The sequence below is a fragment of the Bacillus cereus group sp. Bc031 genome (assembly GCF_027716265.1).
Classification (GTDB): Bacteria; Bacillota; Bacilli; order Bacillales; family Bacillaceae_G; genus Bacillus_A; species Bacillus_A paranthracis.
The window spans coordinates 33,862-58,708 of record NZ_JAQFUL010000026.1 but is presented as its reverse complement, the minus strand read 5'-3'; the positions used below and the strand labels follow the sequence as shown (position 1 = coordinate 58,708).

The following is a 24,847-nucleotide window of genomic DNA, read 5'->3' as shown; positions in this document are numbered from 1 at the left end:
GTACATTACGTGTTTTTTAGTTTGTTTGAACGAAAGTTCATTTTGTTTTCGTTCTTAAGTTGATGGGCATGGGGGAAATACGGCGAACGTTGAATTTGAGGCATTAACGAGTTATTCAATGAGTTTGTTAAAGCCAGGTTCTATACCATATCAGCAGGTTATTACAAATAAGAAAGAAATTCCATCAATCCCTACGGCGTTGAAAAAAGAAGGGTATTACACAAGTGCAATTCATTCATTTGGTCGCACATTCTTTAAACGTGATGATGTATATAAGGTGTTAGGATTTGATAAATTTAATGCAGCTGATACGATGGAAAATGTAGATGTTGATGGAGATTATATTAGTGATTTAGCGATGAGTAAAGAGATAATTGCTGAGTTAGAGAAACAAAAACAACCTACATTTATTCATGTAGTTACGATGCAAAATCATTTTCCATTTACAGAGGGCCGATTTGGTGAAAACCTAATAGAAATTAGTGGGCTAGAAAATGAAGAATCAAAGGGAGAATTAGAAACGTATACAGAAGGGTTAAGACGTTCAGATGAGGCCCTTCAATATTTAATAGAGCAACTAGATAATTTAGATAGACCTACATTATTAGTATTCTTTGGAGATCATCTTCCATCATTAGGAACAAATAAATCTTTTTATAAAGAGAATGGGTATATAACGAATGAAAAAACACCGAGCGAACGTTTAGCGATGGCCCAAACGCCGCTATTAATGTACGCAAACTTTGATATGCCAAATGATAATTTAGGTGTAGTAAGTCCAATTTATTTTTCTAATCTTATTTTTGATTATGCAGGATTAAATAAATCCTTATTTTATCAATTTTTATCGGCATTTTACAAGGAAATACCAGTGCTTAGAGATGAATTAAAAGTTGATAAAAATGGAGAGGTAATCAATGATTTAACAAAGAAACAAAAAGAAATGTTAGAACAATATAAAATGCTCCAATATGATTTACTCGTCGGAAATCAATATAGTAAAGATATCCTCTTTAAATAAAGTGAAACTTTAATCAGTGGGGGGCTTCTTCATCCCCCACTGATTATTAGCCTTCACCGATCGGACTTTTATGGGCAGCCCGAACCCCACCTAACTTCTTTGCTTTGCTGAATTTTGAGGTGGGGGTCTTACTGCCCGTTAAAGCGGGATAAAAGAAACAAAAAGAACTTGTATAATGATACAAGTTCTTTTTTATAGTATTTAACGGGGTAACCAGACAAGCTGGGTTTAGGGAGTATTACCTGTACATTTAGTATAAATGAAAATATAATCGTTTTATCAGTTGATTTGTGAGAAATGTGTGAATTTTAACGTTTTTGAAAACTACGTTCCTATCGATACGATTTGGCATAGGTTTTTATGAATGCAAAAACTTTATAAGTTCTTCGTTTACTTCATCCGCTAGGAGTGTAGGATTTCGTTCTATTAAGACACCAAACTTTCCTTCATTCTTACGTGTGAAAGATTGTAGTTACTTATTCCTCATCAATTCCCCGTAAAAGCCCGATTAGTGAGGGATAGTTAATTTACCACTTATATAAAATCTCTCCCACATAATATACGTATTATTGTTTATAATTTTTATGATTGCATATCGTCTGAAAATATCACGATTTTGGGATGATTTTCCTCAAATGTTCGATTTATCTTTGTTTGTATAAGGAAAGCATTTATTATAATAAATGGTATTCTTAGAGATATTATGTTGAAGGGGTGTTGAAGTGAAGGAAAGTTTTCTATCATATAAAGAAGAAGAAAGGAATGCCAAAATCTTTTTGTGGGTGCTATACGTCATTGTTGTTTCATACCAAATTTTCTATGCAATCGTATTAGAAAATAAATCACTAACGGATAAGGGACATAGCATACTATGGCAAGTTATTTGCGGAACTGCAATACTCGGTGTAAATGTATATTTAATAAAAAAAGAGAAAGTGAATTTTGTGAAATATGCATGTGTATTTGCATACATAGGAATAGAAATTGCTAACATATTTTCGTATATGCTTTATAATGAGGCGGCATTTGATGGGGGAAATATAGTAGAAATTATTCTTATCTTCTTTGTACCTATATTTTTAAATAAAAAATATTTTGTGTTTGTACTTTCAACTATTGTAGGGAAATATGTAATTTACTTATTTGTATTAAAAGAAGTAAAAGGATTTATGTTCCTCATTATGTATACACTCGTATTAATAGCAGCATACATCATTTTAAATCGATTTATACAATACCTTTCAGCAGTAAAGGAAAGTATTAAGATTGCTAGTGAATCACAAAAATTAGCAGTAATCGGAAAGATGGCAGCGACAGTGGGACATGAAATTAAAAATCCACTTGCTTCATTGAAAGGGTTTACGCAATTACAACGAGAGAAGCATGAAGAGGACCCTATTTATAAACAGATGATTTTTGAAATAGAAAATATGAATAATATGATAAAAGAATTGATGGAAGTTGCTACATGTAAACCTTCTATTTATAAAAAACATAATATAGGTGAAATTGTATTACAAGCAGTAGCAATTCTTCGAGAAAAAATGAATGAATCTAGTATCCAGCTTATTTCTAATATCGAAGAAAAGATGATAGAAATTGAATGTGATGAGCGGAAAATGCGAGGAGTTTTTCTATATGTCATAAAAAATGCTCTGGAGGCAATGGAGCAAGGTGGCACATTAGAGTTACGGTTAGAAAATAAAGGACAAGATTATGTAATGCTAAGTGTAATCGATAATGGTTACGGTATTAAGAAAGAGAATGTGGCTCGTGTTACAGAAGCTTTTTATACAACAAAACAGGATAAAATTGGTTTGGGACTTACGGTAGCAGATCGAATTGTCAACGAACACCTTGGTACGTTACATATTTCAAGTGAAAGAGATAAGGGAACGAGAATAGATATTATTCTTCCAAAAAAGTGTGGAAATAATGAAGTACAAGTGGGAGAAAAGCTAGGAGTTACCATATGAATAAAGACGATATATTTAAAAATGAAGAAATGAAGGCGCTGAAAATATATTTAAGTTTATTTTTCATTATATTTTTTGTATACGATCTTGCCTACGAATTTATTGTACCTTTAATAGGAGGAGAGCAAGAAGGAGTAGGACAATTTGAAGATGGTTTAGGTTTATGGCTTTATTTTCTGATGGTGGTTTTATTTTGCATTGGAATATACTTTATGAAATGGAAAAATCCATTTGCAGTAAAGTATATTATTCTAATTGGATATAATCTATTAGATTTTATCCATAATATTATGATTTACTACGGTAGTGATGCTGAGTTTGATGGTGGGAATATAGTAGAAGGATTTTTTATTTTATTTGCCCCACTTTTTGTGAATAAAAGATATTTTTGGTTAGTTCCGAGCATACTTGTTGGAAAATATGCTCTTATAGGAATCATGATTCACTCATCACTCGTTTTAATCCCGATGGCATTATATAGCGTATTTACTATCATATGTTGGATTATGTTTGTAAGGTTCCAATCTTACGTTCGTACGCTTGAGATGATGAATAAAGAAATACAACAAACAGAAAAGTTAGCAACTGTTGGGAAAATGGCTACAGTTATTGGTTCCAAAATTAAAAGACCTTTAGCCAATTTAGATAAATTTGTGAATAAGCAAGCGATTAAATATCCAGAGGATAAAATATATAGTGATATTATGAAACAAGAAGTAGAACGAATTCATACAATCGCTACAGAACTTAGTGGATTTGAGAAATCTAAATCAATAGAATCAGAAGTTCATAATATAGAAGAAATTATCGCTTATGTTATTCGAGTTATGGGGAAGCCTGCTTTAAATCAAGGTGTGCACATACAAGGTATTTATAGTAAAGACATACCATCGATTACATGCGATGAAAAACGATTAAAACAAGTATTTTTTAATTTAATTAAAAATGCGATTGAAGCAATGTCAGTTGGCGGAACGATTACGATTAAAGTGACTGTAGAAGATGCAATCATTGTTCAAGTTAAGGATGAAGGTTGCGGCATTCCAAAAGACAAAATCCCGAAGCTAAATGAAGCCTTTTACACAACGAAAGAAACGGGAACAGGTTTAGGCTTAGTAGTTACAGAAAAAATTATTAAAGACCACAACGGTAAAATGAGTTTTGAAAGTGAAGTTGGGGTTGGAACGACGGTGAAGGTTATGTTGCCGATACAATAAAAAATATATTTTAAAAAGGGAAATCATTTATTTGAGAGTGATTTCCCTTTTTTGTGAATAAAAATCCGGAAGTGTTTACACTATTGGTGCATTATGTATAATTACGAATCTAAGATATGGGTATTTTTATGGTGGTAATATATAGTGAATTTGTCTGTTATTGATTTTTTTAGAATTGAAATGGATATATCTTTTATATACTATAACCACCATTTTTCCTGTGGAACCAAAGTAACATCCACTTCAAAATTTTCTTTAAACCAATTATACATCAATGTTTCTTTCACTTACTACATACATTGTATATTGTTCGTAATTTTCTGTATATATTTTTAAAGAAAAATGGTGGTACAATATATGAAGGATACGAGAAGAGAGGATGAAGATTAGAGTATGTACGTTACTGTAACAGAAGCAGCATATAAAAAGATTGTGGATACGATTCCAAATGAAGCGAAATATATAAAGTTATTTTACGATAATGAAGGTTGCGGTTGTGTAATGAGCGGAATTATCGATTTAGTAGCTGTAGCAGAAAAAGATGAGCGCGATGTGGATATCGAATCTAGCACAATGAATTTTATCGCAGATCGCACAAAGCTTGTATTTATGGATGATAAATTAACAGTTGATTGGCATGAAGGTGGAGGGACGTTTCAGCTGAAGAGCCCGAGCCAATTTTATAATCCAAATATGAAGTTACACGTTCGAGTGTAGTAAAGAAAAGGTGGTTCCAAAACGTATTTTGGAACCACCTTTTTTATTGTATAAGTCGCTATTCTTGTCGTTTTTTGTTGATAAGTCGATATATTTAAAAAATCGCTGATATAATTTCATGCCCCCAAACGTTTCATACAATAAAAAGATTTTTTTCACATAATGAAATGTACATATGATTGAATTTTCTGTATAATTTTATTTGCGGAGGGGATACGCATGGGAAGATGGGGAATTGAGTTATTAATTTTAGCAGTCGTTATTATTTGGGGGATTAATTTTACGATTGCGAAATATGGACTTTTAGAATTTACAGCAATTGAGTTTACTGCACTTCGGATGATATCGGCGGCACCGCTTATGTTACTCCTTACATTTTTTATTGAAAAGTCGGTTTATATGGAGAGAAAAGATATACCTAGATTAATCATCGTTAGCGTTGTAGGTATTGTACTGTATCAAACGTTATTTATGGAAACTGTTAAATATACATCCGCTACAAATGCCTCTTTACTCATTTCTATTTCACCTATTTTTACAACTGTATTTGCGATTATCTTAAAACAAGAAAAGTTTTCTTCTCGAAAGCTTATCGGTTCGATTATTGCCTTTTGTGGTGCAGCCTTAGTTTTAGTAGCAGGGCATTCACTGGCTAGTTCTTTTTACGGGAATGGGATTGGACTCATTACATCAATATGTTGGGGGCTTTATCCTGTTTTAGCTGGTCCATTAATTAAAAAATATTCAGCGCTACGTGTTACCGCATGGTCAGCACTAGTTGGCGCGATTCCACTCTTGCTTTTAAGTGGACCATACGTATTTATAATGCCATTTCATATTACACATGGAATAACACTATTCGCTTTACTATATTCTATTTTCTTTGTAACAGTATTTGGTTTAGTAATGTGGTATGTAGGCGTTCAAAAAATTGGAGCATCACATACGATGGTATATATGTATATAACGCCACTTGTAGCTGTTTTATTTGCAGCTGTATGGGCAAATGAATACGTATCGTTTCAACAAATAATCGGTGGAATTATTATTTTCTTCGGTTTATGGTTTGTGAAATCGGAGAAAGTAAAAGTGCATTCTACTGCGGGGGAACCTATATCAAAATAGGAAAACAGATCACCTATGATCTGCTTTCCTATTTTTTTATTTTTGGTAAGAAGATGAGAAATAAGATCGCAGTAATAAGTGGAATTAAGTTTAAAAATGGAATACGGAAGAGTGTAATAAGAATAATACCCGGAAGAAGGACACCGAGGACAGCGTAGAAAATACTATGGTTTTTCGTGTACCAATATAATGAAAGTCCAATAAGTGCAGGGATAATGAGGTGAATGAGAGCCATTAAAAAATAAATCATTAGACGCCCCCTTTATTTGTGTACTTATTACATCATATCCGTATGTTCATACATTGATATCAATTTTTTCATAAATGGACGAAAAATGTTTGAAAAAACGTCACAAATTATGGGGGGATGATCTTTGAAATCTTGTATAATATTATTTTCTAAAAATATTTAAACAACATAAACATACCGTTTATGTTGTTTTTAATTTGAGTGAAATAAATGTAAGTAGTATAGACTTGAAAAAATTTATTGTTGGATAGATAAAAATTACGGAAGAGGAGAACATCATGATTAGTATGTCATTAAGGTCGTTTAAAATTCAATAGTATTATATACTAGGTATTCTTTTACTAGGCTGGATGGTAACGCCGTTTTCAGCACATTTTTTAGGTGCAGGAATTGGACTTATCGTAAGTATGTATTGCGTTTGGCTTTTAGGGAGACGAATTGAGAAGCTTGGAGATAGTATCGTAAAGAAAACGAAAGCGCCGACGCTCGGTATGTTTAATCGTTTTGCGGCTGCTATTTTAGGCGCTATTATTATGTACGAAATTGAGCACCATATGGTAATGTGGGCATTTGCAGTAGGGATTATGGGCGGTTATTTTTTAATCGTTGTGAACTTAGGTTATTATAGTATGAAAGATGAAAAGGAACTAACAAAAAGATAAAAAGCCTCTTTTTAGATGGAATAGAGGATCTAGCGAGGGATAGAAGCGTTTAAATCCTTTTTTAGCTCCATACGTTGTGAAACTAGAGGGATGTAATTTATATGTTCGAATCCGTAAGTTGTATGTGTAAAAATGAATTTACCCTAGAATAAGGAATCCAGCGATGAATAGTACAACAGGAAGCGAAACATTGCATAAAATACAGGTTTTTGCTTCCGATAAGTTAACATGAAATTACGTATTAGTATGACTTTTATGTTCTTTAAAAAAGTTGGATATAATACAAAAAACTATTCCGGTAATTAGAATAATATATTTTATCGTTTCACTTGTATGCTCAAATAAATTAACGTTAAGCATTACAAGTCCCCAAAACATTTAAATCGCTCCATAACTGAATAAAATTTTTCCTGTACGAGAAAAATTTTTCATAGGTTTCACCCCTTCCTATATATGTAAATTATATCATGAAAAACTAAAAATAAGTAAATATAAAGTGAAAATTCTGTAAATTAACAAACGAAGTCACAGATGAAGAGAGTAACGTTTTACTTTATATAAGATATAGAAAGAAGCTTACGTAAAAAACGTAAGCTTCTTTTTTATGTAAGTGTGTGTAACCGTTAAGCCGCATTGGGTTTTGTCGGTGAGTACGCGAAACTTTACGGTTACACGACACTTATTCATATGAGTAAAGGGTTATTCCAACAGAAAGTTTGCGCTTAAGCGATTGGGCCGCCTAAGTTAATAATGTCTTCAGATACGCTGTCGAACTTTTTGAAGTTAGCTTTGAATTCATTTGCAAGTTCGATTGCTTTTGCTTTATAAGCAGCTTTATCAGCCCAAGTTTGTTCAGGCATTAACACTTCGTCAGGTACACCTGGTACGTGAAGTGGAACTTCAAGACCGAAGATGTCATGTTTAGCTGTTTCAGTTTTCGCAAGTTCACCGCTTAATGCTGCTTGAATCATTGCACGAGTGTAACCTAAGTTCATACGTTTACCAACGCCGTATTCGCCACCAGTCCAGCCAGTGTTTACTAAGAATACTTTCGCATCGTGTTTCTCAATTTTTTCACCAAGCATTTCAGCATAGCGAGATGCATCAAGTGGTAAGAATGGTGAACCGAAGCAAGTTGAGAATGTTGCTTGCGGAGATGTAACACCGCGCTCTGTTCCTGCTAGTTTACTAGTGTAACCACTTAAGAAGTGATACATAGCTTGTTCTTTTGATAACTTACTGATTGGAGGCAATACGCCAGATGCATCAGCAGTTAAGAAGATAATTGTATTTGGGTGTCCTGCAACACTTGGCAGTACGATATTGTCAATCGCATGCATAGGGTATGCAGCACGAGTATTTTCTGTTAAAGTAGTATCGTTATAGTCTGCGATACGCGTTTGGTCATTAATGATAACGTTTTCTAAAACAGATCCAAATGTGATTGCATCGAAAATTTGTGGTTCTTTCTCGTGAGAAAGGTTTACACATTTCGCGTAGCAACCGCCTTCAATATTGAATACACCGTTATCAGACCAACCGTGCTCATCATCACCGATTAATTTACGGTTTGGATCAGCAGATAATGTTGTTTTACCTGTTCCAGATAAACCGAAGAATAATGCTACATCGCCTTCTTCACCTACGTTTGCAGAGCAATGCATAGAAAGGATATCTTGTTCAGGTAATAAGAAGTTCATAATAGAGAAGATTGATTTTTTCATTTCTCCAGCGTATTCTGTACCACCAATTAGTACGATACGTTTTTCGAATGAAACCATAATGAATGCTTCAGAGTTTGTACCGTCAACAGCTGGATCAGCTTTGAAATTCGGTGCAGAAACAATTGTGAACTCTGATTCATGAGTTGTTAATTCTTCTTCAGTTGGACGAATGAATAGTTGATGTACAAATAAATTGTGCCATGCATATTCATTAATAACTTGAATTGGTAGGCGGTAATTGCGGTCAGCGCCTGCAAATCCTTTGAAGACGAATAACTCTTCTTTCTCTTTTAAGTATTCTAAAACTTTCGTATATAATTTATTAAAATGTTCTTCAGAAATCGGTTGGTTCACTGCTCCCCAAGCAATTTTGTCAGCAACCGATGCTTCTTTCACAATAAATTTATCTTTAGGAGAACGTCCTGTATATTTTCCAGTTGAAGCAGAAACGGCACCAGTCGAAGTTAATTTCCCTTCATTTCGCATTAATACTTTTTCCACTAATTGCGGAACACTTAGTTGAATCTGTGCATTGCTTCCGTTCAATAATTCGTGTAAACCAATTTGGACATTCACAGTACTCATATTTATATACCATCCTTTTCATTTAATGAAATATTTCTCGTAATCCCCAACAAGAGTATAACACAATTATATAAATAATGTATACTATTTATTTCTTTTTGTTTGTGTGAATACATTATTTCCTTATTAATATTTCATTTTAGGCGCATTGAGAAAAACTTTCACGAAAATGTGAATATTAATTGACAAATGAATATCATTTCTTTAGTATAGGTTGGGACGGATACTCTCTTATCCCGAGCTGGCGGAGGGACAGGCCCGATGAAGCCCAGCAACCTCACTTGTATTGGTAAACACAAGTGAATAGGTGCTAAAACCTGTGCGAGGCTACAGGTCTCGAACGATAAGAGCGAAGGGCAAAAAGCAGTATGCAAGTAGCAAATTAAACCTTTCCTCTCTATTATGTAGGAAAGGTTTTTCTGTATGCTTGTGTGGGAGAATAAATGTATGTCGCAATCTGTGGCAAATTAAGGATGAGTTCCGTACAATATATACAATTACTGTAGGGAGGTTTACCACATGACAAAAAAACGTCATCTGTTCACATCTGAGTCTGTAACTGAAGGACATCCAGATAAAATTTGTGACCAAATTTCTGATTCAATTTTAGATGCGATCTTATCAAAAGACGCAAATGCACGTGTAGCTTGTGAAACAACTGTAACAACTGGTTTAGTATTGGTAGCGGGGGAAATTACGACTTCTACTTACGTAGATATTCCAAAAATCGTTCGTGAAACAATTCAAGGCATTGGTTACACACGCGCAAAATACGGATTCGATGCAGAAACTTGTGCAGTTTTAACATCTATCGATGAGCAATCTGCTGACATCGCTATGGGTGTTGACCAAGCGCTAGAAGCACGCGAAGGTCAAATGACTGACGCTGAGATTGAGGCAATTGGTGCAGGAGACCAAGGTTTAATGTTTGGTTTCGCATGTAATGAAACACAAGAGTTAATGCCACTTCCAATCTCGCTTGCTCACAAATTAGCTCGCCGTTTAACTGAAGTACGTAAAAATGATACATTATCATACCTACGTCCGGATGGAAAAACGCAAGTTACAGTTGAGTATGATGAAAATGGTAAACCAGTACGTGTTGATACTATCGTAATTTCTACACAACATCACCCAGATGTTACATGGGAAGAAATCGATCGCGACTTAAAAGAGCACGTAATTAAAGCTGTAGTACCAGCAGAATTAATCGATGGAGAAACAAAATTCTTCATTAACCCAACTGGCCGCTTCGTAATTGGTGGACCACAAGGTGATGCTGGTTTAACAGGACGTAAAATCATCGTTGATACTTACGGTGGATACGCTCGCCACGGTGGCGGTGCATTCTCTGGTAAAGATGCAACAAAAGTTGACCGTTCTGCAGCATATGCAGCTCGTTATGTTGCGAAAAACATCGTAGCAGCTGGTCTTGCTGAGAAAGCAGAAGTACAACTTGCATACGCAATCGGTGTAGCACAACCAGTATCAATTTCAGTTGATACATTCGGCACTGGTAAAGTATCTGAAGACGTATTAGTAGAACTAGTTCGTAACAACTTCGATCTTCGCCCAGCTGGTATTATTAAAATGCTAGACTTACGTCGCCCAATTTACAAACAAACAGCAGCTTACGGCCACTTCGGACGTACTGATGTAGATCTATCATGGGAACGTACAGACAAAGCTGCAGCTTTAAAAGAGCAAGCTGGTCTATAATATATGAAAAAAAGCTTTGCGCGGTGAGCGCAAAGCTTTTTTTTATATATAATTACGTTGGAATAAAGCGAAGAATTCAATATCATGCCAAGTGCCATTGCGGAATATAGCTTCTTTACAAGTTCCTTCATGTTGAAAACCGAGCGATTTATATAATTTAATTGCTCTATCGTTAAAAGAAAATACTCGTAAAGAAAGGCGATGTAAATTTAATTCTAAAAATGCATAATCCAATAATAAGATGAAAGCTTCCTTCCCATAACCTTGCCCCCAGTAACCCTTGTTACCAATATCAATAATACATTCAGCGTTTCGATTATACGAATCAATATGAATTAAAGAAGTAATACCAATTGAAAGATGCGTAGCTTTTTCTTCAATGATATAGCTCTTAGAGTTCGGAGAATGAATAAATTGCTGGCAAAGTTTTTCTGTGTCTTGAAGGGAATATTTATCAAGAGTGAGAGTAGTTGAACTCATAACGTCCATATCATTATGCCATTTATAATATGTTAGAATATCATCTTCGGAAAACTTTCGTAACTGGATACGGTTTGATTCAAACAATGTAAGTCCCCCTTTTGTATTTACTATTTTTTGTTCATTATTTCAACAAAAGAGCTACAATAAATCTCTCCTTCTAGCTCAATATACTTTTTCATATTCGTCATGCCATTTGCCGGAAGCGGCATATGAATCCATGCTTTTTCATATGTTTGCATTTCTTTTTGGCATGATTTACAAACAGTTGGCTTTTTTTGAAACATGTGAAATCAACCTTTCATTTGACGTGCTTTGCCCGCGCAAAATGCACTGCTTAGTAAAAATAGCGTGGCGCATATAATACTTACTAATGTAGCGTATGGAATTGCGCCTTTTAGAGAAAAGCCGACAGTGATGGAAGCGATAAATAAGAGGATGAATGTTGTTGTTAATTTTTTGTATAGTTCCATAATAGGTAGACCTCCAATTTATTTTTTAGTACAAGTTTTAAAATTGAATTCTATGTATGTAGAAAATATAAAGAGTAGCTAAAGGTATGTAGTCTAAGGAGTATAAGAAAGTGCGCTTTCCTTTTTATGGTTTTTCATACTTATATTGTATCATGGCGCATTGTTGGCTTCATACATAATTGTGTAAAGATATGTATGATAAAATGAAGAAAAGTCTTTAAGAAAGGAAAGATGAAAAAATGAGCGTAACCGAACATAAAAAACAAGCGCCAAAAGAAGTGCGCTGCAAGATTGTAACGATTTCCGATACACGTACAGAAGAGACAGATAAGAGCGGGCAACTATTACATGAATTGTTAAAAGAAGCAGGCCATACAGTGACTTCTTATGAAATTGTGAAAGATGATAAAGAAAGTATTCAGCAAGCTGTGTTAGCTGGTTATCATAGGGAAGATGTTGATGTTGTATTAACAAATGGTGGAACTGGTATTACGAAACGCGATGTCACAATTGAAGCAGTATCAGCGTTATTACATAAAGAAATTGTCGGATTTGGTGAGTTGTTCCGCATGATTAGTTATTTAGAAGATATCGGAAGCAGCGCAATGTTAAGTAGAGCGATCAGCGGCACAATTGGGCGCAAAGTAGTCTTCTCGATGCCAGGATCTAGCGGAGCGGTTCGCCTTGCGATGAATAAATTAATTTTACCAGAATTAGGTCATATTACATTTGAGTTGCATCGCCAATGAGTAAGTATGCTGGAATTGTATTGGCAGGAGGTATGTCGAGTCGATTCGGTGAACCAAAAGCGTTAGCGAGCTGGCAAGGGAGTACTTTTATTGAGCATATTTTAAAAGTGATGACAAGTACGCTCCAAGAAGTTGTAGTCATTAGTCATTCTGATATAAAAGAGCGAGTAGAGAAACTCGTACAAGTTCCTGTTATCGAAGATATTCCGCACTATAAAGGGAACGGGCCACTTGCTGGAATTGTATCAGGTATGGAATATATAGAAGCAGATTGGTATGCTATTATGCCATGTGATGCGCCAAATGTTTCGCATGAGTGGTTTACCATTTTACTGGAGCAAACAAGCAATGAGTATGATGCAGTTGTACCTATTATTAATGGAAGGAAACAACCGCTACTTGCAGCGTACCATAACCGCGTGAAAGAAAAGATTTATACTTTGCTTCAAGAAGAAAAAAGAAGTATGGGTCAGCTTTTATCACAATGTAATGTGAAATATATTGCTGGTGAAGATATACAAGCAAATGCGGATTGGTTTATAAATGTGAATACGAAAGAAGAATATGTGCAGGCTCAAAAAGACCTTTCAAATGAATGAAAGGTTTTTTTGTATACAGAAATTGGGGAACAATTACTGTATAAAGGTATGTGAGTAAGTTGATTTTAAGGGGAATTCTTAAAATCACTATACAGTTAAAATACTGTATAACCATATATTAATTTTTATGGGTTTTTATTACAAGTCTATTTGTTTATGTTTGTTTTTGTTATAATGAATATAGAAATAATATAATATTTCACCTTGTGTATTATTTATCCGACTTTAATGGGCAGTAAGACCCCCACCTCAAAATTCAGGAAAAGCAAAGAAGTTAGGTGGGGGATGAAGAAAACCCCCACTGATTAAAGTTTCACTTTATTTAAGTAAATTTTACAATTGTATAATAAACTCCCTTCGTTTTTTGAAGGGAGTTTTTCTATTTAAGCAAGCAACTCTGATTCGTTATGCTGAAGGACTTCTTCATATTCGTTAAGCAAGCCACGAAAGATCTCATCCCAGCTTTTTGATTTCGCATAAGATAAAGCTGCTACTCCCATCTGCTCCAATTTTTCTTCATTTTGCAATAAAAAATAAATGGATGATAGAAATGCGTCCTCATTTTTTGGCGGGCAAAGAACTCCCGTTTTTCCATCTGTAATAATATTTTTAACCCCGCCACTATTTGCACCGATGACAGGTGTGCCGCATGCAAGCGATTCAAGTACAACATTTCCGAATGTTTCAGTGGCTGATGGAAATACCATCATGTTAGAACAAGCATATGCTTCAGCTAAATCCACGCCTTGTAAATAGCCAGTAAACGTGACATTTGTTTTCGGAACAGCTTCACGAAGACTTGTTGCTAGAGGACCGTCTCCTGCTATAAGCCAATGAATATCGTTTCGAGTATGCGCTGATTTAACGATAAGATTTTGCAACGTATCAATATCTTTCTCAGGAGCAATCCGTCCAACATAGGAAAGGACATACTTCGCTGTAATATTATATTTTTTCCGGAATACTTCTGTATTGTAAGCTGGATGAAAGAGTGTGCAATCTACACCCCGTCCCCAAATAGAGAGGGCCTGAAAGCCTTTATGTTTTAATTGATGTAATGTTTCAGGAGAAGGGACAAAATTTTTTTGCATATGACTATGAAACCATTTTAAATAGTTCCAAAGCATATTGGAGAGAAATTCGATTTTGTAATAGCGCAAATAAGCATCGAAATCAGTATGATAAGAACCGACAACTGGGATGTTTAACTTTTTCGCATAATACAATCCACAAAGTCCCATGTTGAAAGGTGTAGCAATGTGAATTATGTCAGGTTTAAAGGAAAGAAGTTCTCGCTTAATGCGCGGAGTAGGAAAAGAAAAGCGACATTCTGGATATAATATTGTTAACGGGATACTTCTCATCTTGTTCACATTCGCTACGAAATTATCTTCAGCTGTATGCTGAGGGGCGAAAACAGAATAGGCGATTTTTTCTTTCTGAAAATATCGTGTTAACCGCTCTAACGTTTTCGCAACCCCGTTCACTTGTGGCGTAAAAGTATCGGTAAAAATGGCGACTCTCATCATATCACTCCTTTATGTGAAAAGTGGGATGAATTGATAAAAAGAGATGATGCCAGAGCAAGTGCCGAGACACATACCGACGAATACATCAGATGGATAGTGAAGCCCTAAATAAATGCGAGAAATACCGACGCATAATGCTAACGGTAATAGGAAAATAAGTAAGCTTGGATTATAGCAAATAAATGGAATAAAGACAGAGAAAACGGCTGTTGTATGACCAGACGGGAAAGAGTGGTCTTGTAATGGATGGACTGGATATTTTGCATCCTGAATTGTTAAATAAGGACGTTTTCGTGGATACCATCTTTTTAATATTTGCACAGGAATATGGCTAATTGCTAGCGAAATAGCAGTTGCAATTGCAGCTTGATGCAAAGTTCCACTTGCGAAAATTAAAAAGAACAGTGTGAGTGCGATAGAGAAAGTCGCGCCACCGATATGAGTAATATTGCTGAAAAAGAGATTTAACGTTTTTTGATCAAAGTAGCGGTTAATTCCTCTGAAAATGTAACATTCTATTTTATATAATCCACTGACCTTCATGAAAATTCTCCTCCCTCATCTACATATATATGGAGATATTAGCTTTTATTTTAATAAGATTTTGTTGAGGGAGTAATAATGTTTTGTAAAGAAAAAGTTAGATTTTATATAAAAAAACTGCCAGTATTATGGCAGCTGTAAAATCATTTTTGTAGTGATTTATAATATTGGCCTTTTTCAACGTATTGCGTGCGAATTCGCTCCATGTCTTTACGGTCTTCTTCTGTTAACTCACGAACGACTTTCGCTGGACGACCGAAAGCTAATGTATTCGGCGGGATTTTCTTTCCTTGTGAAACGAGGCTTCCAGCACCGATAAAGGCTCCTTCGCCAATTTCAGCACCATCTAATATAATAGATCCCATTCCAATTAAAGCATCTTTCTTAATATGGCAGCTATGTAAAATCACTTGATGCCCAATTGTTACGTCATCTTCTAAAATAAGAGGATATTGCGGGCTTTGGTGGAGTGTACATTGGTCTTGTACATTTACTCGGTCTCCAATAATTGTCGGTGACACATCACCACGTATGACTGTATTAAACCAAATACTTGATTCCTCGCCAATTGTCACATCACCAGTAATGGTTACGTAGTCAGCGATAAAAGCACTACTCGCAATTTTCGGATTTTTTTCTTTGTAAGGATATATCATGTAAAGCCTTCCTTTCCTAGAGACTAGTTTCAGTGTATCAAATTATGAGAAAGAGTGAAATGGAGGAGAGCCGTATGTGGAATTATGAAGCTGAGCAAGCAAAGGCTGTCATCGTTATTGTGCACGGCGCAATGGAATATCACGGACGTTATGAAGCTGTTGCGGAAATGTGGAATCATATCGGCTATCACGTCGTGATGGGGGACCTTCCGTCACATGGAACGACTTCAAGAAATAGAGGACATATTGATTCGTTTGATGAATACATAGAGGAAGTTAAATTATGGGTGAAAGAGGCAAGAAAGTATCGATTACCTATTTTTCTATTTGGTCATAGTATGGGTGGTCTTATCGTCATTCGTATGATGCAAGAGACGAAGAGAGAAGATGTAGACGGCATTATTTTAAGTTCGCCATGTTTAGGCGTATTAGCTGGACCTTCTGCACCGCTTCAAGCTGCCTCAAAAATATTAAATATTATCGCTCCGAAGTTACAATTTGCAACGAATCTTACAGTGGAAATGTCAACGCGTAATCATGAAGTGAGAGATGCGATGGAGAACGATTCATTGTTCTTGCGCAAAGTATCAGTACGTTGGTATAGTGAATTGATTAAGTCTATTGAAATCGCTCATAAAAAAATAGATGATTTTCCAGATGTTCCGCTCTTGCTAATGCAAGCATGTGAGGATAAACTTGTAGATAAAACACGTGTCCGCACTTGGTTTAATAATGTTAAAATAAGTGATAAGGCTTTTAAAGAATGGCCGAATTGTTATCATGAGTTATTAAATGAGTATGAGCGTGATGAAATTTTGAATTATATTCAGTCATTTACTGAAATACGCATCAATAACATAATAGAAACAAATAAGTAAATTATTTGTACATTGAATAGAGGAGATGAAGGAAGAAGTGAACGTACCGAGTAATCCCATAACGCTCATGGCGAAAGTATACCGTGATGTGTTTCCGGTTGTACACCATGAGCTAGCGATGTGGAAAGAGCGTGCCTACCATATTCCGAATGATGAGCTTCATAGTCAGGCAATCGCAAGTATTGAGCATAAAACGTTTCATTGCGAAGGCGGTGGCATTTTAGCACTATTAGCAAATGAACACCGTGAGGAATGTATTCGTTTTATCGTCGCATATCAAACGATTAGTGACTACTTAGATAATTTATGTGATCGCAGTACATCACTTGATCCGAATGATTTTGCCGCACTGCATGAATCTATGTTAATGGCATTATCACCTGAAGTAGAAGGTGGCGGTAATTATTATCGCTATCGTGATGATCAAGATGATGGTGGTTATTTAGATGAACTTGTTGAAACATGCCAAGATGTTTTAAAGAAAACGAAGCACTATGACAAAATTGCTCCTATTCTTCATGAACTTGCTTGTTATTATTGTGATCTGCAAATTCATAAACATGTGAAATTAGAAGAAAGAGAACCAAGATTACAAACATGGTTTGAAGCACATAAAGAAAACTTACCGGAGATGAGTTGGTTTGAATTTTCAGCATGTGCCGGTTCTACGCTTGGAATCTTCTGTCTTGTCGCATATGCCTTTCATGATGAATTACATGATGAAGATATTGCGAAAATTAGACAAGGATATTTTCCTTACGTACAAGGACTTCATATCTTACTTGATTATTTCATTGATCAAGAAGAAGACCACATCGGCGGGGATTTGAATTTCTGTAGTTATTATGAAAACGAGCAAGTGATATTAGATCGTATGAAACATTTTGTAGAAGAAGCAGAGAAGAGCATTGGTGATTTGCCTCATGCGAAGTTTCATCGTCTCATAAGCCGAGGATTACTTGGTATTTATTTATCAGACCAAAAAGTATCAGCACAAAAGAATATGCACAAAATGGCACGGCGCATTGTAAAATACGGTGGTCTCACTTCACGATTCTTCTATTGGAACGGGAAGATGTACCGAAAGAAAACGGCGCAGTGATGAAGAAAACCACTCATGTAGAGTGGTTTTTTGTTATAATATGGTAAAGGTGGTGGCAGAAATGAAGAGATTGTTTCAAAAGCTATATAACCATATTGAAATAACGTTACTCGTGCTACTCTCCATTTCATTTGTAACTGGAATGTATATGAGATGATGAATAAAGCCGGTGGTCCTACAACGATGGATTATGTAGCTCAAGTTATTATTGTATTGATTATTATAGTAGATATTGTCTTTTTAATAAGCGGTAGAAAAAAAGAAAATAGTAAATAAAAAAGCATTTGTACACGGTAGTACAAATGCTTTTTTACTATGAGTGTATTTTTGAAAATACATATATAAGAAGTTCAATCACAAAAATAGCTAAAACAGATAGTCCGAATAAAGGCATGACAGCGCCTAGTATAACCATCATGATAAAGAAAACGATTATGCTTTTCTTATCTCTTTGCTTTGGCGGTGCTGCTAATTTTCCTTTCGGCTTTCTTGCTAGCCACATTTTTACTCCGTAATAAATAAGGAGCAATAAAGATAATGTCGTTAGTAAGCATAATATTTTATTGGGCCATCCGAATAAATGACCTTCGTGAAGCGGGATACCGTAAGTGAACCATTGCGCAAGTAATCCATAATCACGATAGTCCGTTTTGGAAATAAGTTCTCCGCTATATTGATCAAAGTAAGCTGTTATTTCTTCATTTGGTGCAACATGCATACCTGTAATACCAGAACCGCTCGATTTCGAAACAGTAAACACACCTTTTGGATCAGCTGGTAGTGAAATAACATATGGTTTCTTTATTTTAATTCCGTTTCGCAATTCATCGACAGAAATTGCTTTTGGCTCATTCGAATTCGATTCAGGAGGTGCTTCTTTTCTAGTTGCCCACGGCAATTCTTTTACCTTCGATTCAGACGGTGCCATATACAATTTCGGATATCCGAGTGATTCATTTGACGATGCAATTTTATAAATTTGGTTACCCATAAATCCTGACCATGGCAATCCAGATGCAACTAACAAAACGAGAGGAATTGTAAATATAATACCGATAATAGAATGACGTCGTTTTGCTTTCTCTCGCTTATTGGATGCCGGTGTGTTTTTGAATCGGCGTATACTCATGTACAACCCAGTTACAATTAAAAAGATTGTCCAACATGCCGCAAGTTCTACCGTATAGTTGATGATAGTGCCACCAACTAAAAGAGAACTATGTAATTCCCTCATAATATTGGCAAACGTTTCACTTGCGTTTTGATCCCCAACAATTTGATTATTGCTATCTAAATACACATATTTTTGTTGCCCAGTATACTCATTTGCAATCGTAAGTCTCGTATTATAATCCCCATTAAACTCACTAATTTTCGCCACACTATAATGTGGATATTTTTTCTCTGTTAAGGAAATAGAATCAGCCATCGAAATAGATTCTGTTTGAGCACTCTTCCCAAAATATAAATCTTTATAGATGAAATCCTCAACCTCTTCCCGAAATAAATACCCAATTCCGCTCAGTGACAACGTAATAAGAAGCGGCGTAATAAAAAGCCCAGCATAAAAATGCCAACGCCAAAAAATGTAATGAAGCGAACGATTTACTTTCATGCTCTTAGTTCCCCTAACCTTCCCTATATGAATAACTACTTATTTAATATAGCGAGATTAAGTGTGATTACTTTGAAAGAATTGTGAAGAAAGTTAAAAGTTTTTAAGTATTTTTATGGGTGAGACATACAATACGCAATGCAAAGCTTATTTGAATGAATTAGCTCTGCATTTCCTTTTTGTAGCCTAATTTGAAGCGCTTTTTGAAAACAAGTAAGGGCGGTGTGGAAGTCACCTTCATCTAATTTACTTTTTCCGTAATGTTGGTAGAAAAAATCTTCATAAGCAGGTAAGTCTGGCAGTGTTTGTAGAAGTTCGGCAAAGATTGTATTTGCAGCAGAAAAATTTCTTTCCCAATGATATGTATGTGCGAGACGAAGTTTGTTAATAAAGAGCCCTTGGATGTTGTCTGTTTGTGTGTAATATTCAATGGCCTTCTGTAAGTAATACTTACTGTCAGAAAGGTTGCCAGTGATTCGTTCATAAACACCGATTAATCCGCAGTTTTTCCCATATAACGGTCCTTCATGTAAATGCTCTTTCAAAAGTACAATCCCTTGCTTCATTTTAACAAGGGATAAAGGTTTTTCTCTAAGGTTTTCATCAAACGTGTATCCCATTTCAAAAGGTATATTCATTGGGACCCCCTTATATTTTCTACATACATCTTAACAACCGCTTTCGCAAGACATTGAGAGGAATCAACAAAATCCTCAATCGCCACCACATTCAAATCAGTACATGCAATAATTGCAGTATCAACTTCCTCTCTCAATTGTAAAACGAGCGCATTCCACAATTCGCGAGCTTCTTCAACTTTTCCACTTTTAATATAAGTAATAATTTGATTAATCATATCCTGCCATTTTTCATGATGAATGTACTCTATATTACGCTTTGCAATCCCATCTTGGTAAATACCAGCTTGAACAGTTGCTTCTGTTGCGAGAAGAGCGACTCTTTTTGCAGTTTCAGGAATCGCTTTTAACGTTTCACCAACTATATTCAAAATAGGAATAGAAAGAGATTGCTGTAATTCTTCAAAATAAAGATGCGCTGTATTGCACGGCATAGCGATAAAGCTTGCGCCAGTACTCTCGAGTTTTTGTGCTCCTTCAATAATCGCTTTTTTCATCGCTGCATGATCAATAGGGCGATCCATATAAAACGGTGTTGGGCACGAGTAAATCATCATATGAGGAAAGTCCATATCATGCTTTGCTCCGTATATTGTTTGGCACTTTGCTACAACTGTATCGACGAATGGTCCAGTTGATTTTGGCCCCATTCCTGCTAGTATTCCGATCATTGTTTCGTCTCCTTCAATATGTAATTAAAAACGTTTTTTGCGAACGATAAAAAGAAATAAGGTAAATAATAAAAATGAATATACGATAGCCCAAGCTGTGAGCCATAGCGTGTGAGTCAGTATATTATATTTGTATTGTCCAAGCATTAGAAAGCTTTCGACAGGTGGTAAAAACCATAGTAACTCTTTTTTAAACCGGATAGATGCAATCGTTATAAGCAATATAAATGTAAGACTAAGCCAAGCGGTGCTTGCTTTTGGAATCATATTTCTAGTAAATAAAGATGCGATTGAAATTCCAAGTATAGAGAAAGACATATGAGCGAGAAATCCGACTAAAAATAAAGAAACTGTCATTTTTTCATTAAACATTTGCAAAATAATTGGGTAGATTACGGATATAAAAGATAAAACAGTACAAATGAGAAAAGCTGTAATATATTTCCCTACATATAGTGCGGAAATATTATTTGTGTGAGAAATCGTAATTTGTTCTTGTACAGGATCTTCCGTATGAAAAATTGTGACCGTAATCCAGGCAGATAATAAATAAAGCGCGAGAGCTGTTTCTAAATATGTCGGTACAATAGGAGTCGGTTTATATGCATATACAAAAAGTAAGCTCATGAAGTACATCGCAATAGGAGGGACGTACTTATACGATTTTGTATAGTCGAGAAAATGGTAACGAATAAGAGCAAACATAATAAACCTTCTTTCGATTTAAAAGTTAGGTTGTAGCAGTGTGATAGATGCTTTTTTATGCAATAAAAACTGAAGCATTTCGTTTGTATATTCTTTTTCAATTTGTAATTGAATAAGGTTTTGATTTGAATTGTGTGCAACGTGTATAAAACCGGATTGTTTTTGTAGTTCTATCGCTGAAAATGTTTCGTGAACAATTGCTTCAATATAGACTTGTTCTGCTCCTTTTTGTGCAGAGATATTTTCTGTGATTGTATGATTTGCTAACGTCACAATTCTGTCGGCGAAGTTTTCTAGTAGCTGTTTTTTGTGACATGTGAAGAGTATAGATATACCTTGTTGTTTTAATGAGAGTAAAATATGTTCTAATTCTTGCTGAGAGTTAGGATCGAGCCCAGAAAGCGGTTCGTCTAAAATTAATAAATGTACGTCCGTAAGTAACGCTTGCATAATACCGGTTTTTTGTTTCATACCTTTTGAAAAGTTTCGTATAACGGAATGCCTTGCATGAAGTAAATGAAACCTTTCAAGAAGCAGCGGAATTTTATCTTTTACATATTTTGTTGATAAACCGTGAATGCGGCCGAGATGAAATAGATAATCCTCTAATGTAAAACGAATCCCTTCAGGAAAATGTTCAGGTACATAGCCGATTTGTATATGTTCTTTCCTTTGAATTGTCCCTGCCGTATGTGAAATAAAGCCTGCAATTATTTTGAGTAGAGTACTTTTTCCAGTCCCGTTCCCGCCAATAATGGCGAGTGCTTCTCCTTCTGGAATGGATAAATCAATGTTGTCTAGTATAAGTGATTTGCCATACTTCTTTTGAATTCCCTTTAGTTCTACTAGCAAAGTTCTATCCTCCTATACAGTGTATATATCCATTATATAGGAGAATAACAAAAAGACGTGCAGTGAGTGCACGTCTTTTTTTGTTATGTTTTGTCGATAAGTCGATATAGTGTGTCGAATCGTCGATATATCGAAAAAATCGTTGATATATTCGAAGTTACGATAGATATAATTGAAAAATCGTCGATATATTTATCGCTTCTCAATCGCTACAATAAATGGCGGGTTATTTTGTTGGTTAATGAAGCCGTAGCGCAGTACGTGTGCTTGTTTTTGGTCTAATTCTTCGGCAAATTTGAGAACAGCGTCCCGTTCTACTTGTCCTTCTGGATGTCCGTGGTAAATAACAAGGACGATGATTCCTTCAGGTGCCATTACTTCTAGTAATTGTTCGATCGCTGAAATTGTTGAGTTCGGTTTTGTAACGATATGTTTGTCTCCGCCTGGAAGGTAACCTAAGTTGAAAATTGCGCCTGTTACTTTTCCTTTTGCATCTTCTGGTAATACGGATAGAAGTGTATCGTGACTATCGTGAACTAAAACAGTACGTTCGAAAAGTTCTTTTTCTTTTAAACGAGTTGTTGAGCTTTCAATTGCCTCTTTTTGAATATCAAATCCAAATACTTTTCCGTTATCGCCAACGATTTCGGCTAGGAAGCATGTGTCATGCCCGTTTCCTAAAGTTGCATCTACAGCGTAATCGCCTTCTTTTACTGCCGTTTGCAAGAGAGTGCGAGCAAACGGTAATACACGTTCTAATTTCATTTTTGTTTCTCCTCATTTGCATATTTTCCTTGCCAGCTTCCGCGGCGTACAAATTCTGCATCGATGGAATTTAATACTTCCCATTTATTTAAGCTCCACATTGGACCAATCATTAAATCAGGTGGACCGTCACCTGTGATGCGGTGCACAATTACGTCCTCTGGAATGATTTCAAGTTGATCAACAACGAGACTTACGTAATCCTCAAGAGAAAGGAACTCGAGTTGTCCTTTTTCATATTGCTTCACCATTGGCGTTCCTTTTAGTAAGTGAAGTAAGTGGATTTTAATTCCTTGTACGTCAAGCTTTGCTACTTCACGAGCTGTTTCCATCATCATGTCGTAATCTTCAAGTGGAAGGCCGTTAATAATATGAGAGCAAACTCGAATACCATGCTTACGTAATTTATTTACGCCTTCCACATAAGACGGATAATCGTGAGCGCGGTTAATAAGGTTTGCAGTTCGTTCATGAACAGTTTGTAATCCGAGTTCAACCCAAAGATATGTGCGTTTATTTAAGTCCGCTAAATATGCAACGACATCGTCTGGTAAACAATCTGGACGAGTTGCGATAGAAAGACCGACAACGTCTTTTTCAGCTAGAAGCGGTTCGAATTTTTCTTTTAATACTTCAAGAGGTGCATGTGTATTTGTGTAAGCCTGGAAATAAGCGATACATTTTCCATCTTTCCACTTTGAGCGCATTTTTTCTTTCATTTCATGATATTGCGTTATAACATCATCGCGGCGATCGCCAGCGAAGTCACCAGATCCAGCAGCACTGCAAAATGTACAACCGCCATAAGCAACTGTACCGTCACGGTTCGGGCAATCGAAGCCAGCATCTAATGAAACTTTAAAGATTTTTTCACCAAATTCATTTCGTAAATGGTAATTCCATGTATGATAACGTTTATTGTCGTTTGTATATGGAAAAGGGTTTTGAACCTTCATTACTTTCCCTCCTAAGCCGAGTCAAAATGAAACAAAATCCATTATAACATACTCATAAGGTTCATATGGAAGGGACACACTAAAGGGGAATTGAAGCAAGGAGGGACAATTATGGCAGAGCGTCAATCACTTGAATCGTATATTACACAAGCAGAACAAGCGGTGGAATATGCGAAAGAACAATTAGATCTTGGTATGAGACAAGAGCATTACAATACGATGGAGTATTCGGATGCGCAGTTACAATTAGAACAAGCATATAACGATTTACAAACGATGCAACAACATGCGAATGATGAGCAACGTGAGCAATTAAATAGAGCACGTATGGCAATTCGCCAATTGCAACATCAAATGATTATTACACCGCATTAATAAGGAGTGAATGTAATGGCGAAACGTTCAGATCAAAATAACCCAGAGCAAAAAACGCAAAATGGACATAACGCTGAGTTTTCGAATGAGCTTGATCCAGTTGTTCAAGTGAAACAGCGTAACAGTAAAAAAGGACAACCTCAAAGATCGAAACAATCAGAGTAGACCAGGTCGCAATATGACCTGGTTTTATTTTGTTATATGACAATAATGTAAGATTACTGTAAGGTTTGTCGATAGTTGTAAGAATACATTTCCAGTAGAG

The 24,847-nt window shown here is 35.6% G+C and carries 27 protein-coding genes, 3 pseudogenes and 1 riboswitch; of the genes and pseudogenes, 14 read left to right on the top strand and 16 right to left on the bottom strand.

The window, feature by feature from the left end:
- Positions 1 to 70: 70 nt before the first annotated feature.
- From PDQ33_RS12505 to PDQ33_RS12485, 5 genes and pseudogenes are all read left to right on the top strand, one after another.
- Positions 71 to 1,021: pseudogene (locus PDQ33_RS12505) on the top strand (LTA synthase family protein); the annotation flags it as partial.
- Between the two features lie 722 nt (positions 1,022 to 1,743).
- On the top strand, positions 1,744 to 2,997 hold the full coding sequence (locus PDQ33_RS12500; protein ID WP_270755819.1) for an ATP-binding protein: 1,254 nt from the start codon (positions 1,744 to 1,746) through the stop codon (positions 2,995 to 2,997).
- Positions 2,994 to 4,214 (top strand): ATP-binding protein, encoded by a 1,221-nt coding sequence (locus PDQ33_RS12495; RefSeq protein ID WP_061132008.1) that lies wholly within the window; start codon positions 2,994 to 2,996, stop codon positions 4,212 to 4,214. Before PDQ33_RS12500 ends, PDQ33_RS12495 begins: the two co-directional genes overlap by 4 nt.
- A 393-nt stretch (positions 4,215 to 4,607) precedes the next feature.
- Positions 4,608 to 4,931 carry an iron-sulfur cluster biosynthesis family protein gene (locus PDQ33_RS12490; protein ID WP_000289578.1) on the top strand — a complete coding sequence of 108 codons (324 nt, stop codon included), beginning with the start codon at positions 4,608 to 4,610 and terminating at the stop codon, positions 4,929 to 4,931.
- Between the two features lie 219 nt (positions 4,932 to 5,150).
- Positions 5,151 to 6,056: a DMT family transporter gene (locus tag PDQ33_RS12485; RefSeq protein ID WP_061132009.1), complete on the top strand. Its 906-nt coding sequence runs from the start codon at positions 5,151 to 5,153 to the stop codon at positions 6,054 to 6,056.
- A 28-nt stretch (positions 6,057 to 6,084) separates the two neighbouring features.
- Here PDQ33_RS12485 and PDQ33_RS12480 read toward each other — a convergent pair whose 3' ends face one another.
- Positions 6,085 to 6,306 (bottom strand): hypothetical protein, encoded by a 222-nt coding sequence (locus PDQ33_RS12480; protein WP_000639042.1) that lies wholly within the window; start codon positions 6,304 to 6,306, stop codon positions 6,085 to 6,087.
- Between the two features lie 323 nt (positions 6,307 to 6,629).
- On the opposite strand from PDQ33_RS12480, the gene PDQ33_RS12475 reads away from it, so the two are divergent.
- A complete protein-coding gene (locus PDQ33_RS12475) occupies positions 6,630 to 6,968 on the top strand; it encodes an ATP synthase subunit I (protein WP_270755822.1) in 339 nt (112 codons plus the stop codon).
- Positions 6,969 to 7,202: 234 nt separating this feature from the next.
- Here the strand turns inward: PDQ33_RS12475 and PDQ33_RS12470 are convergent.
- Both PDQ33_RS12470 and pckA read right to left on the bottom strand, forming a co-directional pair.
- A pseudogene (locus PDQ33_RS12470) lies at positions 7,203 to 7,400 on the bottom strand (hypothetical protein).
- 290 nt (positions 7,401 to 7,690) lie between these two features.
- Entirely contained in the window at positions 7,691 to 9,277 is a 1,587-nt protein-coding gene (gene pckA / locus PDQ33_RS12465) for a phosphoenolpyruvate carboxykinase (ATP) (RefSeq protein ID WP_000108804.1), read from the bottom strand.
- A gap of 228 nt (positions 9,278 to 9,505) precedes the next feature.
- Positions 9,506 to 9,627: riboswitch (SAM riboswitch) on the top strand.
- A gap of 169 nt (positions 9,628 to 9,796) precedes the next feature.
- On the opposite strand from pckA, the gene metK reads away from it, so the two are divergent.
- Positions 9,797 to 10,996 carry a methionine adenosyltransferase gene (gene metK, locus PDQ33_RS12460; protein ID WP_000163125.1) on the top strand — a complete coding sequence of 400 codons (1,200 nt, stop codon included), beginning with the start codon at positions 9,797 to 9,799 and terminating at the stop codon, positions 10,994 to 10,996.
- Between the two features lie 42 nt (positions 10,997 to 11,038).
- Here the strand turns inward: metK and PDQ33_RS12455 are convergent, their stop codons facing one another.
- The 3 genes from PDQ33_RS12455 to PDQ33_RS12445 are packed head-to-tail and all read right to left on the bottom strand — an operon-like array spanning position 11,039 to position 11,949.
- Complete coding sequence (locus tag PDQ33_RS12455) at positions 11,039 to 11,563, bottom strand: GNAT family N-acetyltransferase (RefSeq protein ID WP_000464127.1); 525 nt, start codon at positions 11,561 to 11,563, stop codon at positions 11,039 to 11,041.
- 23 nt (positions 11,564 to 11,586) lie between these two features.
- Complete coding sequence (locus PDQ33_RS12450) at positions 11,587 to 11,763, bottom strand: hypothetical protein (protein WP_061132010.1); 177 nt, start codon at positions 11,761 to 11,763, stop codon at positions 11,587 to 11,589.
- Between the two features lie 6 nt (positions 11,764 to 11,769).
- On the bottom strand, positions 11,770 to 11,949 hold the full coding sequence (locus PDQ33_RS12445; protein ID WP_000424795.1) for a hypothetical protein: 180 nt from the start codon (positions 11,947 to 11,949) through the stop codon (positions 11,770 to 11,772).
- Positions 11,950 to 12,188: 239 nt separating this feature from the next.
- Between PDQ33_RS12445 and PDQ33_RS12440 the strand changes: the two genes are divergently transcribed.
- Together PDQ33_RS12440 and PDQ33_RS12435 are read left to right on the top strand one after the other, a co-directional pair.
- Positions 12,189 to 12,698, top strand: a complete 510-nt coding sequence (locus PDQ33_RS12440; protein ID WP_061132011.1) for a MogA/MoaB family molybdenum cofactor biosynthesis protein — start codon at positions 12,189 to 12,191, stop codon at positions 12,696 to 12,698.
- Positions 12,695 to 13,297 (top strand): molybdenum cofactor guanylyltransferase, encoded by a 603-nt coding sequence (locus tag PDQ33_RS12435; protein ID WP_000049606.1) that lies wholly within the window; start codon positions 12,695 to 12,697, stop codon positions 13,295 to 13,297. Before PDQ33_RS12440 ends, PDQ33_RS12435 begins: the two co-directional genes overlap by 4 nt.
- Before the next feature lie 383 nt (positions 13,298 to 13,680).
- Here the strand turns inward: PDQ33_RS12435 and PDQ33_RS12430 are convergent, their stop codons facing one another.
- From PDQ33_RS12430 to PDQ33_RS12420, 3 genes are all read right to left on the bottom strand, one after another.
- Positions 13,681 to 14,823, bottom strand: coding sequence for a glycosyltransferase family 4 protein (locus PDQ33_RS12430; protein WP_061132012.1), 1,143 nt, complete (start codon positions 14,821 to 14,823; stop codon positions 13,681 to 13,683).
- 12 nt (positions 14,824 to 14,835) lie between these two features.
- Positions 14,836 to 15,369, bottom strand: a complete 534-nt coding sequence (locus tag PDQ33_RS12425; RefSeq protein ID WP_000868600.1) for a phosphatase PAP2 family protein — start codon at positions 15,367 to 15,369, stop codon at positions 14,836 to 14,838.
- A gap of 143 nt (positions 15,370 to 15,512) precedes the next feature.
- Complete coding sequence (locus PDQ33_RS12420) at positions 15,513 to 16,025, bottom strand: gamma carbonic anhydrase (protein ID WP_000640211.1); 513 nt, start codon at positions 16,023 to 16,025, stop codon at positions 15,513 to 15,515.
- Between the two features lie 74 nt (positions 16,026 to 16,099).
- On the opposite strand from PDQ33_RS12420, the gene PDQ33_RS12415 reads away from it, so the two are divergent.
- The 3 genes and pseudogenes from PDQ33_RS12415 (at position 16,100) to PDQ33_RS12405 (ending at position 18,281) form a co-directional block, all read left to right on the top strand.
- Positions 16,100 to 16,903 carry an alpha/beta hydrolase gene (locus PDQ33_RS12415; protein WP_000267442.1) on the top strand — a complete coding sequence of 268 codons (804 nt, stop codon included), beginning with the start codon at positions 16,100 to 16,102 and terminating at the stop codon, positions 16,901 to 16,903.
- 37 nt (positions 16,904 to 16,940) lie between these two features.
- The gene (locus tag PDQ33_RS12410; protein WP_270755810.1) at positions 16,941 to 18,005 is read left to right on the top strand and encodes a tetraprenyl-beta-curcumene synthase family protein; all 1,065 of its coding nucleotides are present in this window, start codon (positions 16,941 to 16,943) and stop codon (positions 18,003 to 18,005) included.
- A gap of 61 nt (positions 18,006 to 18,066) precedes the next feature.
- Positions 18,067 to 18,281 (top strand): annotated as a pseudogene (locus PDQ33_RS12405) (hypothetical protein).
- A gap of 37 nt (positions 18,282 to 18,318) precedes the next feature.
- On the opposite strand, the gene PDQ33_RS12400 reads toward PDQ33_RS12405, so the two are convergent.
- The 7 genes from PDQ33_RS12400 to PDQ33_RS12370 form a co-directional block, all read right to left on the bottom strand.
- Positions 18,319 to 19,620 carry a PepSY-associated TM helix domain-containing protein gene (locus PDQ33_RS12400; protein ID WP_270755808.1) on the bottom strand — a complete coding sequence of 434 codons (1,302 nt, stop codon included), beginning with the start codon at positions 19,618 to 19,620 and terminating at the stop codon, positions 18,319 to 18,321.
- Between the two features lie 113 nt (positions 19,621 to 19,733).
- Positions 19,734 to 20,258 carry a hypothetical protein gene (locus PDQ33_RS12395; protein WP_061132015.1) on the bottom strand — a complete coding sequence of 175 codons (525 nt, stop codon included), beginning with the start codon at positions 20,256 to 20,258 and terminating at the stop codon, positions 19,734 to 19,736.
- Positions 20,255 to 20,929, bottom strand: coding sequence for an aspartate/glutamate racemase family protein (locus PDQ33_RS12390; protein ID WP_061132016.1), 675 nt, complete (start codon positions 20,927 to 20,929; stop codon positions 20,255 to 20,257). Before PDQ33_RS12390 ends, PDQ33_RS12395 begins: the two co-directional genes overlap by 4 nt.
- Before the next feature lie 24 nt (positions 20,930 to 20,953).
- Positions 20,954 to 21,634, bottom strand: a complete 681-nt coding sequence (locus PDQ33_RS12385; RefSeq protein WP_061132017.1) for a hypothetical protein — start codon at positions 21,632 to 21,634, stop codon at positions 20,954 to 20,956.
- Positions 21,635 to 21,652: 18 nt separating this feature from the next.
- A complete protein-coding gene (locus PDQ33_RS12380) occupies positions 21,653 to 22,486 on the bottom strand; it encodes an ABC transporter ATP-binding protein (protein WP_270755806.1) in 834 nt (277 codons plus the stop codon).
- A gap of 192 nt (positions 22,487 to 22,678) precedes the next feature.
- The gene (locus PDQ33_RS12375; RefSeq protein WP_000764489.1) at positions 22,679 to 23,251 is read right to left on the bottom strand and encodes a class I SAM-dependent methyltransferase; all 573 of its coding nucleotides are present in this window, start codon (positions 23,249 to 23,251) and stop codon (positions 22,679 to 22,681) included.
- Positions 23,248 to 24,207, bottom strand: a complete 960-nt coding sequence (locus PDQ33_RS12370) for a TIGR01212 family radical SAM protein (protein WP_000868018.1) — start codon at positions 24,205 to 24,207, stop codon at positions 23,248 to 23,250. Before PDQ33_RS12370 ends, PDQ33_RS12375 begins: the two co-directional genes overlap by 4 nt.
- Before the next feature lie 111 nt (positions 24,208 to 24,318).
- Between PDQ33_RS12370 and PDQ33_RS12365 the strand changes: the two genes are divergently transcribed.
- Both PDQ33_RS12365 and PDQ33_RS12360 read left to right on the top strand, forming a co-directional pair.
- Complete coding sequence (locus PDQ33_RS12365) at positions 24,319 to 24,582, top strand: YtzC family protein (protein WP_000840865.1); 264 nt, start codon at positions 24,319 to 24,321, stop codon at positions 24,580 to 24,582.
- Positions 24,583 to 24,597: 15 nt separating this feature from the next.
- Positions 24,598 to 24,747: a hypothetical protein gene (locus tag PDQ33_RS12360; protein WP_001129345.1), complete on the top strand. Its 150-nt coding sequence runs from the start codon at positions 24,598 to 24,600 to the stop codon at positions 24,745 to 24,747.
- Positions 24,748 to 24,847 lie beyond the last annotated feature (100 nt).

What these genes read in the sequence shown, in the direction of transcription:
- PDQ33_RS12420 (WP_000640211.1), bottom strand. Translation starts at nt 16,025, where the DNA reads ATGATATATCCTTACAAAGAAAAAAATCCGAAAATTGCGAGTAGTGCT.
- PDQ33_RS12485 (WP_061132009.1), top strand. Translation starts at nt 5,151, where the DNA reads ATGGGAAGATGGGGAATTGAGTTATTAATTTTAGCAGTCGTTATTATT.
- PDQ33_RS12435 (WP_000049606.1), top strand. Translation starts at nt 12,695, where the DNA reads ATGAGTAAGTATGCTGGAATTGTATTGGCAGGAGGTATGTCGAGTCGA.
- PDQ33_RS12480 (WP_000639042.1), bottom strand. Translation starts at nt 6,306, where the DNA reads ATGATTTATTTTTTAATGGCTCTCATTCACCTCATTATCCCTGCACTT.
- PDQ33_RS12495 (WP_061132008.1), top strand. Translation starts at nt 2,994, where the DNA reads ATGAATAAAGACGATATATTTAAAAATGAAGAAATGAAGGCGCTGAAA.
- PDQ33_RS12360 (WP_001129345.1), top strand. Translation starts at nt 24,598, where the DNA reads ATGGCGAAACGTTCAGATCAAAATAACCCAGAGCAAAAAACGCAAAAT.
- metK (WP_000163125.1), top strand. Translation starts at nt 9,797, where the DNA reads ATGACAAAAAAACGTCATCTGTTCACATCTGAGTCTGTAACTGAAGGA.
- pckA (WP_000108804.1), bottom strand. Translation starts at nt 9,277, where the DNA reads ATGAGTACTGTGAATGTCCAAATTGGTTTACACGAATTATTGAACGGA.
- PDQ33_RS12365 (WP_000840865.1), top strand. Translation starts at nt 24,319, where the DNA reads ATGGCAGAGCGTCAATCACTTGAATCGTATATTACACAAGCAGAACAA.
- PDQ33_RS12440 (WP_061132011.1), top strand. Translation starts at nt 12,189, where the DNA reads ATGAGCGTAACCGAACATAAAAAACAAGCGCCAAAAGAAGTGCGCTGC.
- PDQ33_RS12400 (WP_270755808.1), bottom strand. Translation starts at nt 19,620, where the DNA reads ATGAAAGTAAATCGTTCGCTTCATTACATTTTTTGGCGTTGGCATTTT.
- PDQ33_RS12415 (WP_000267442.1), top strand. Translation starts at nt 16,100, where the DNA reads ATGTGGAATTATGAAGCTGAGCAAGCAAAGGCTGTCATCGTTATTGTG.
- PDQ33_RS12385 (WP_061132017.1), bottom strand. Translation starts at nt 21,634, where the DNA reads ATGTTTGCTCTTATTCGTTACCATTTTCTCGACTATACAAAATCGTAT.
- PDQ33_RS12430 (WP_061132012.1), bottom strand. Translation starts at nt 14,823, where the DNA reads ATGAGAGTCGCCATTTTTACCGATACTTTTACGCCACAAGTGAACGGG.
- PDQ33_RS12445 (WP_000424795.1), bottom strand. Translation starts at nt 11,949, where the DNA reads ATGGAACTATACAAAAAATTAACAACAACATTCATCCTCTTATTTATC.
- PDQ33_RS12390 (WP_061132016.1), bottom strand. Translation starts at nt 20,929, where the DNA reads ATGATCGGAATACTAGCAGGAATGGGGCCAAAATCAACTGGACCATTC.
- PDQ33_RS12490 (WP_000289578.1), top strand. Translation starts at nt 4,608, where the DNA reads ATGTACGTTACTGTAACAGAAGCAGCATATAAAAAGATTGTGGATACG.
- PDQ33_RS12370 (WP_000868018.1), bottom strand. Translation starts at nt 24,207, where the DNA reads ATGAAGGTTCAAAACCCTTTTCCATATACAAACGACAATAAACGTTAT.
- PDQ33_RS12425 (WP_000868600.1), bottom strand. Translation starts at nt 15,369, where the DNA reads ATGAAGGTCAGTGGATTATATAAAATAGAATGTTACATTTTCAGAGGA.
- PDQ33_RS12395 (WP_061132015.1), bottom strand. Translation starts at nt 20,258, where the DNA reads ATGAATATACCTTTTGAAATGGGATACACGTTTGATGAAAACCTTAGA.
- PDQ33_RS12450 (WP_061132010.1), bottom strand. Translation starts at nt 11,763, where the DNA reads ATGTTTCAAAAAAAGCCAACTGTTTGTAAATCATGCCAAAAAGAAATG.
- PDQ33_RS12375 (WP_000764489.1), bottom strand. Translation starts at nt 23,251, where the DNA reads ATGAAATTAGAACGTGTATTACCGTTTGCTCGCACTCTCTTGCAAACG.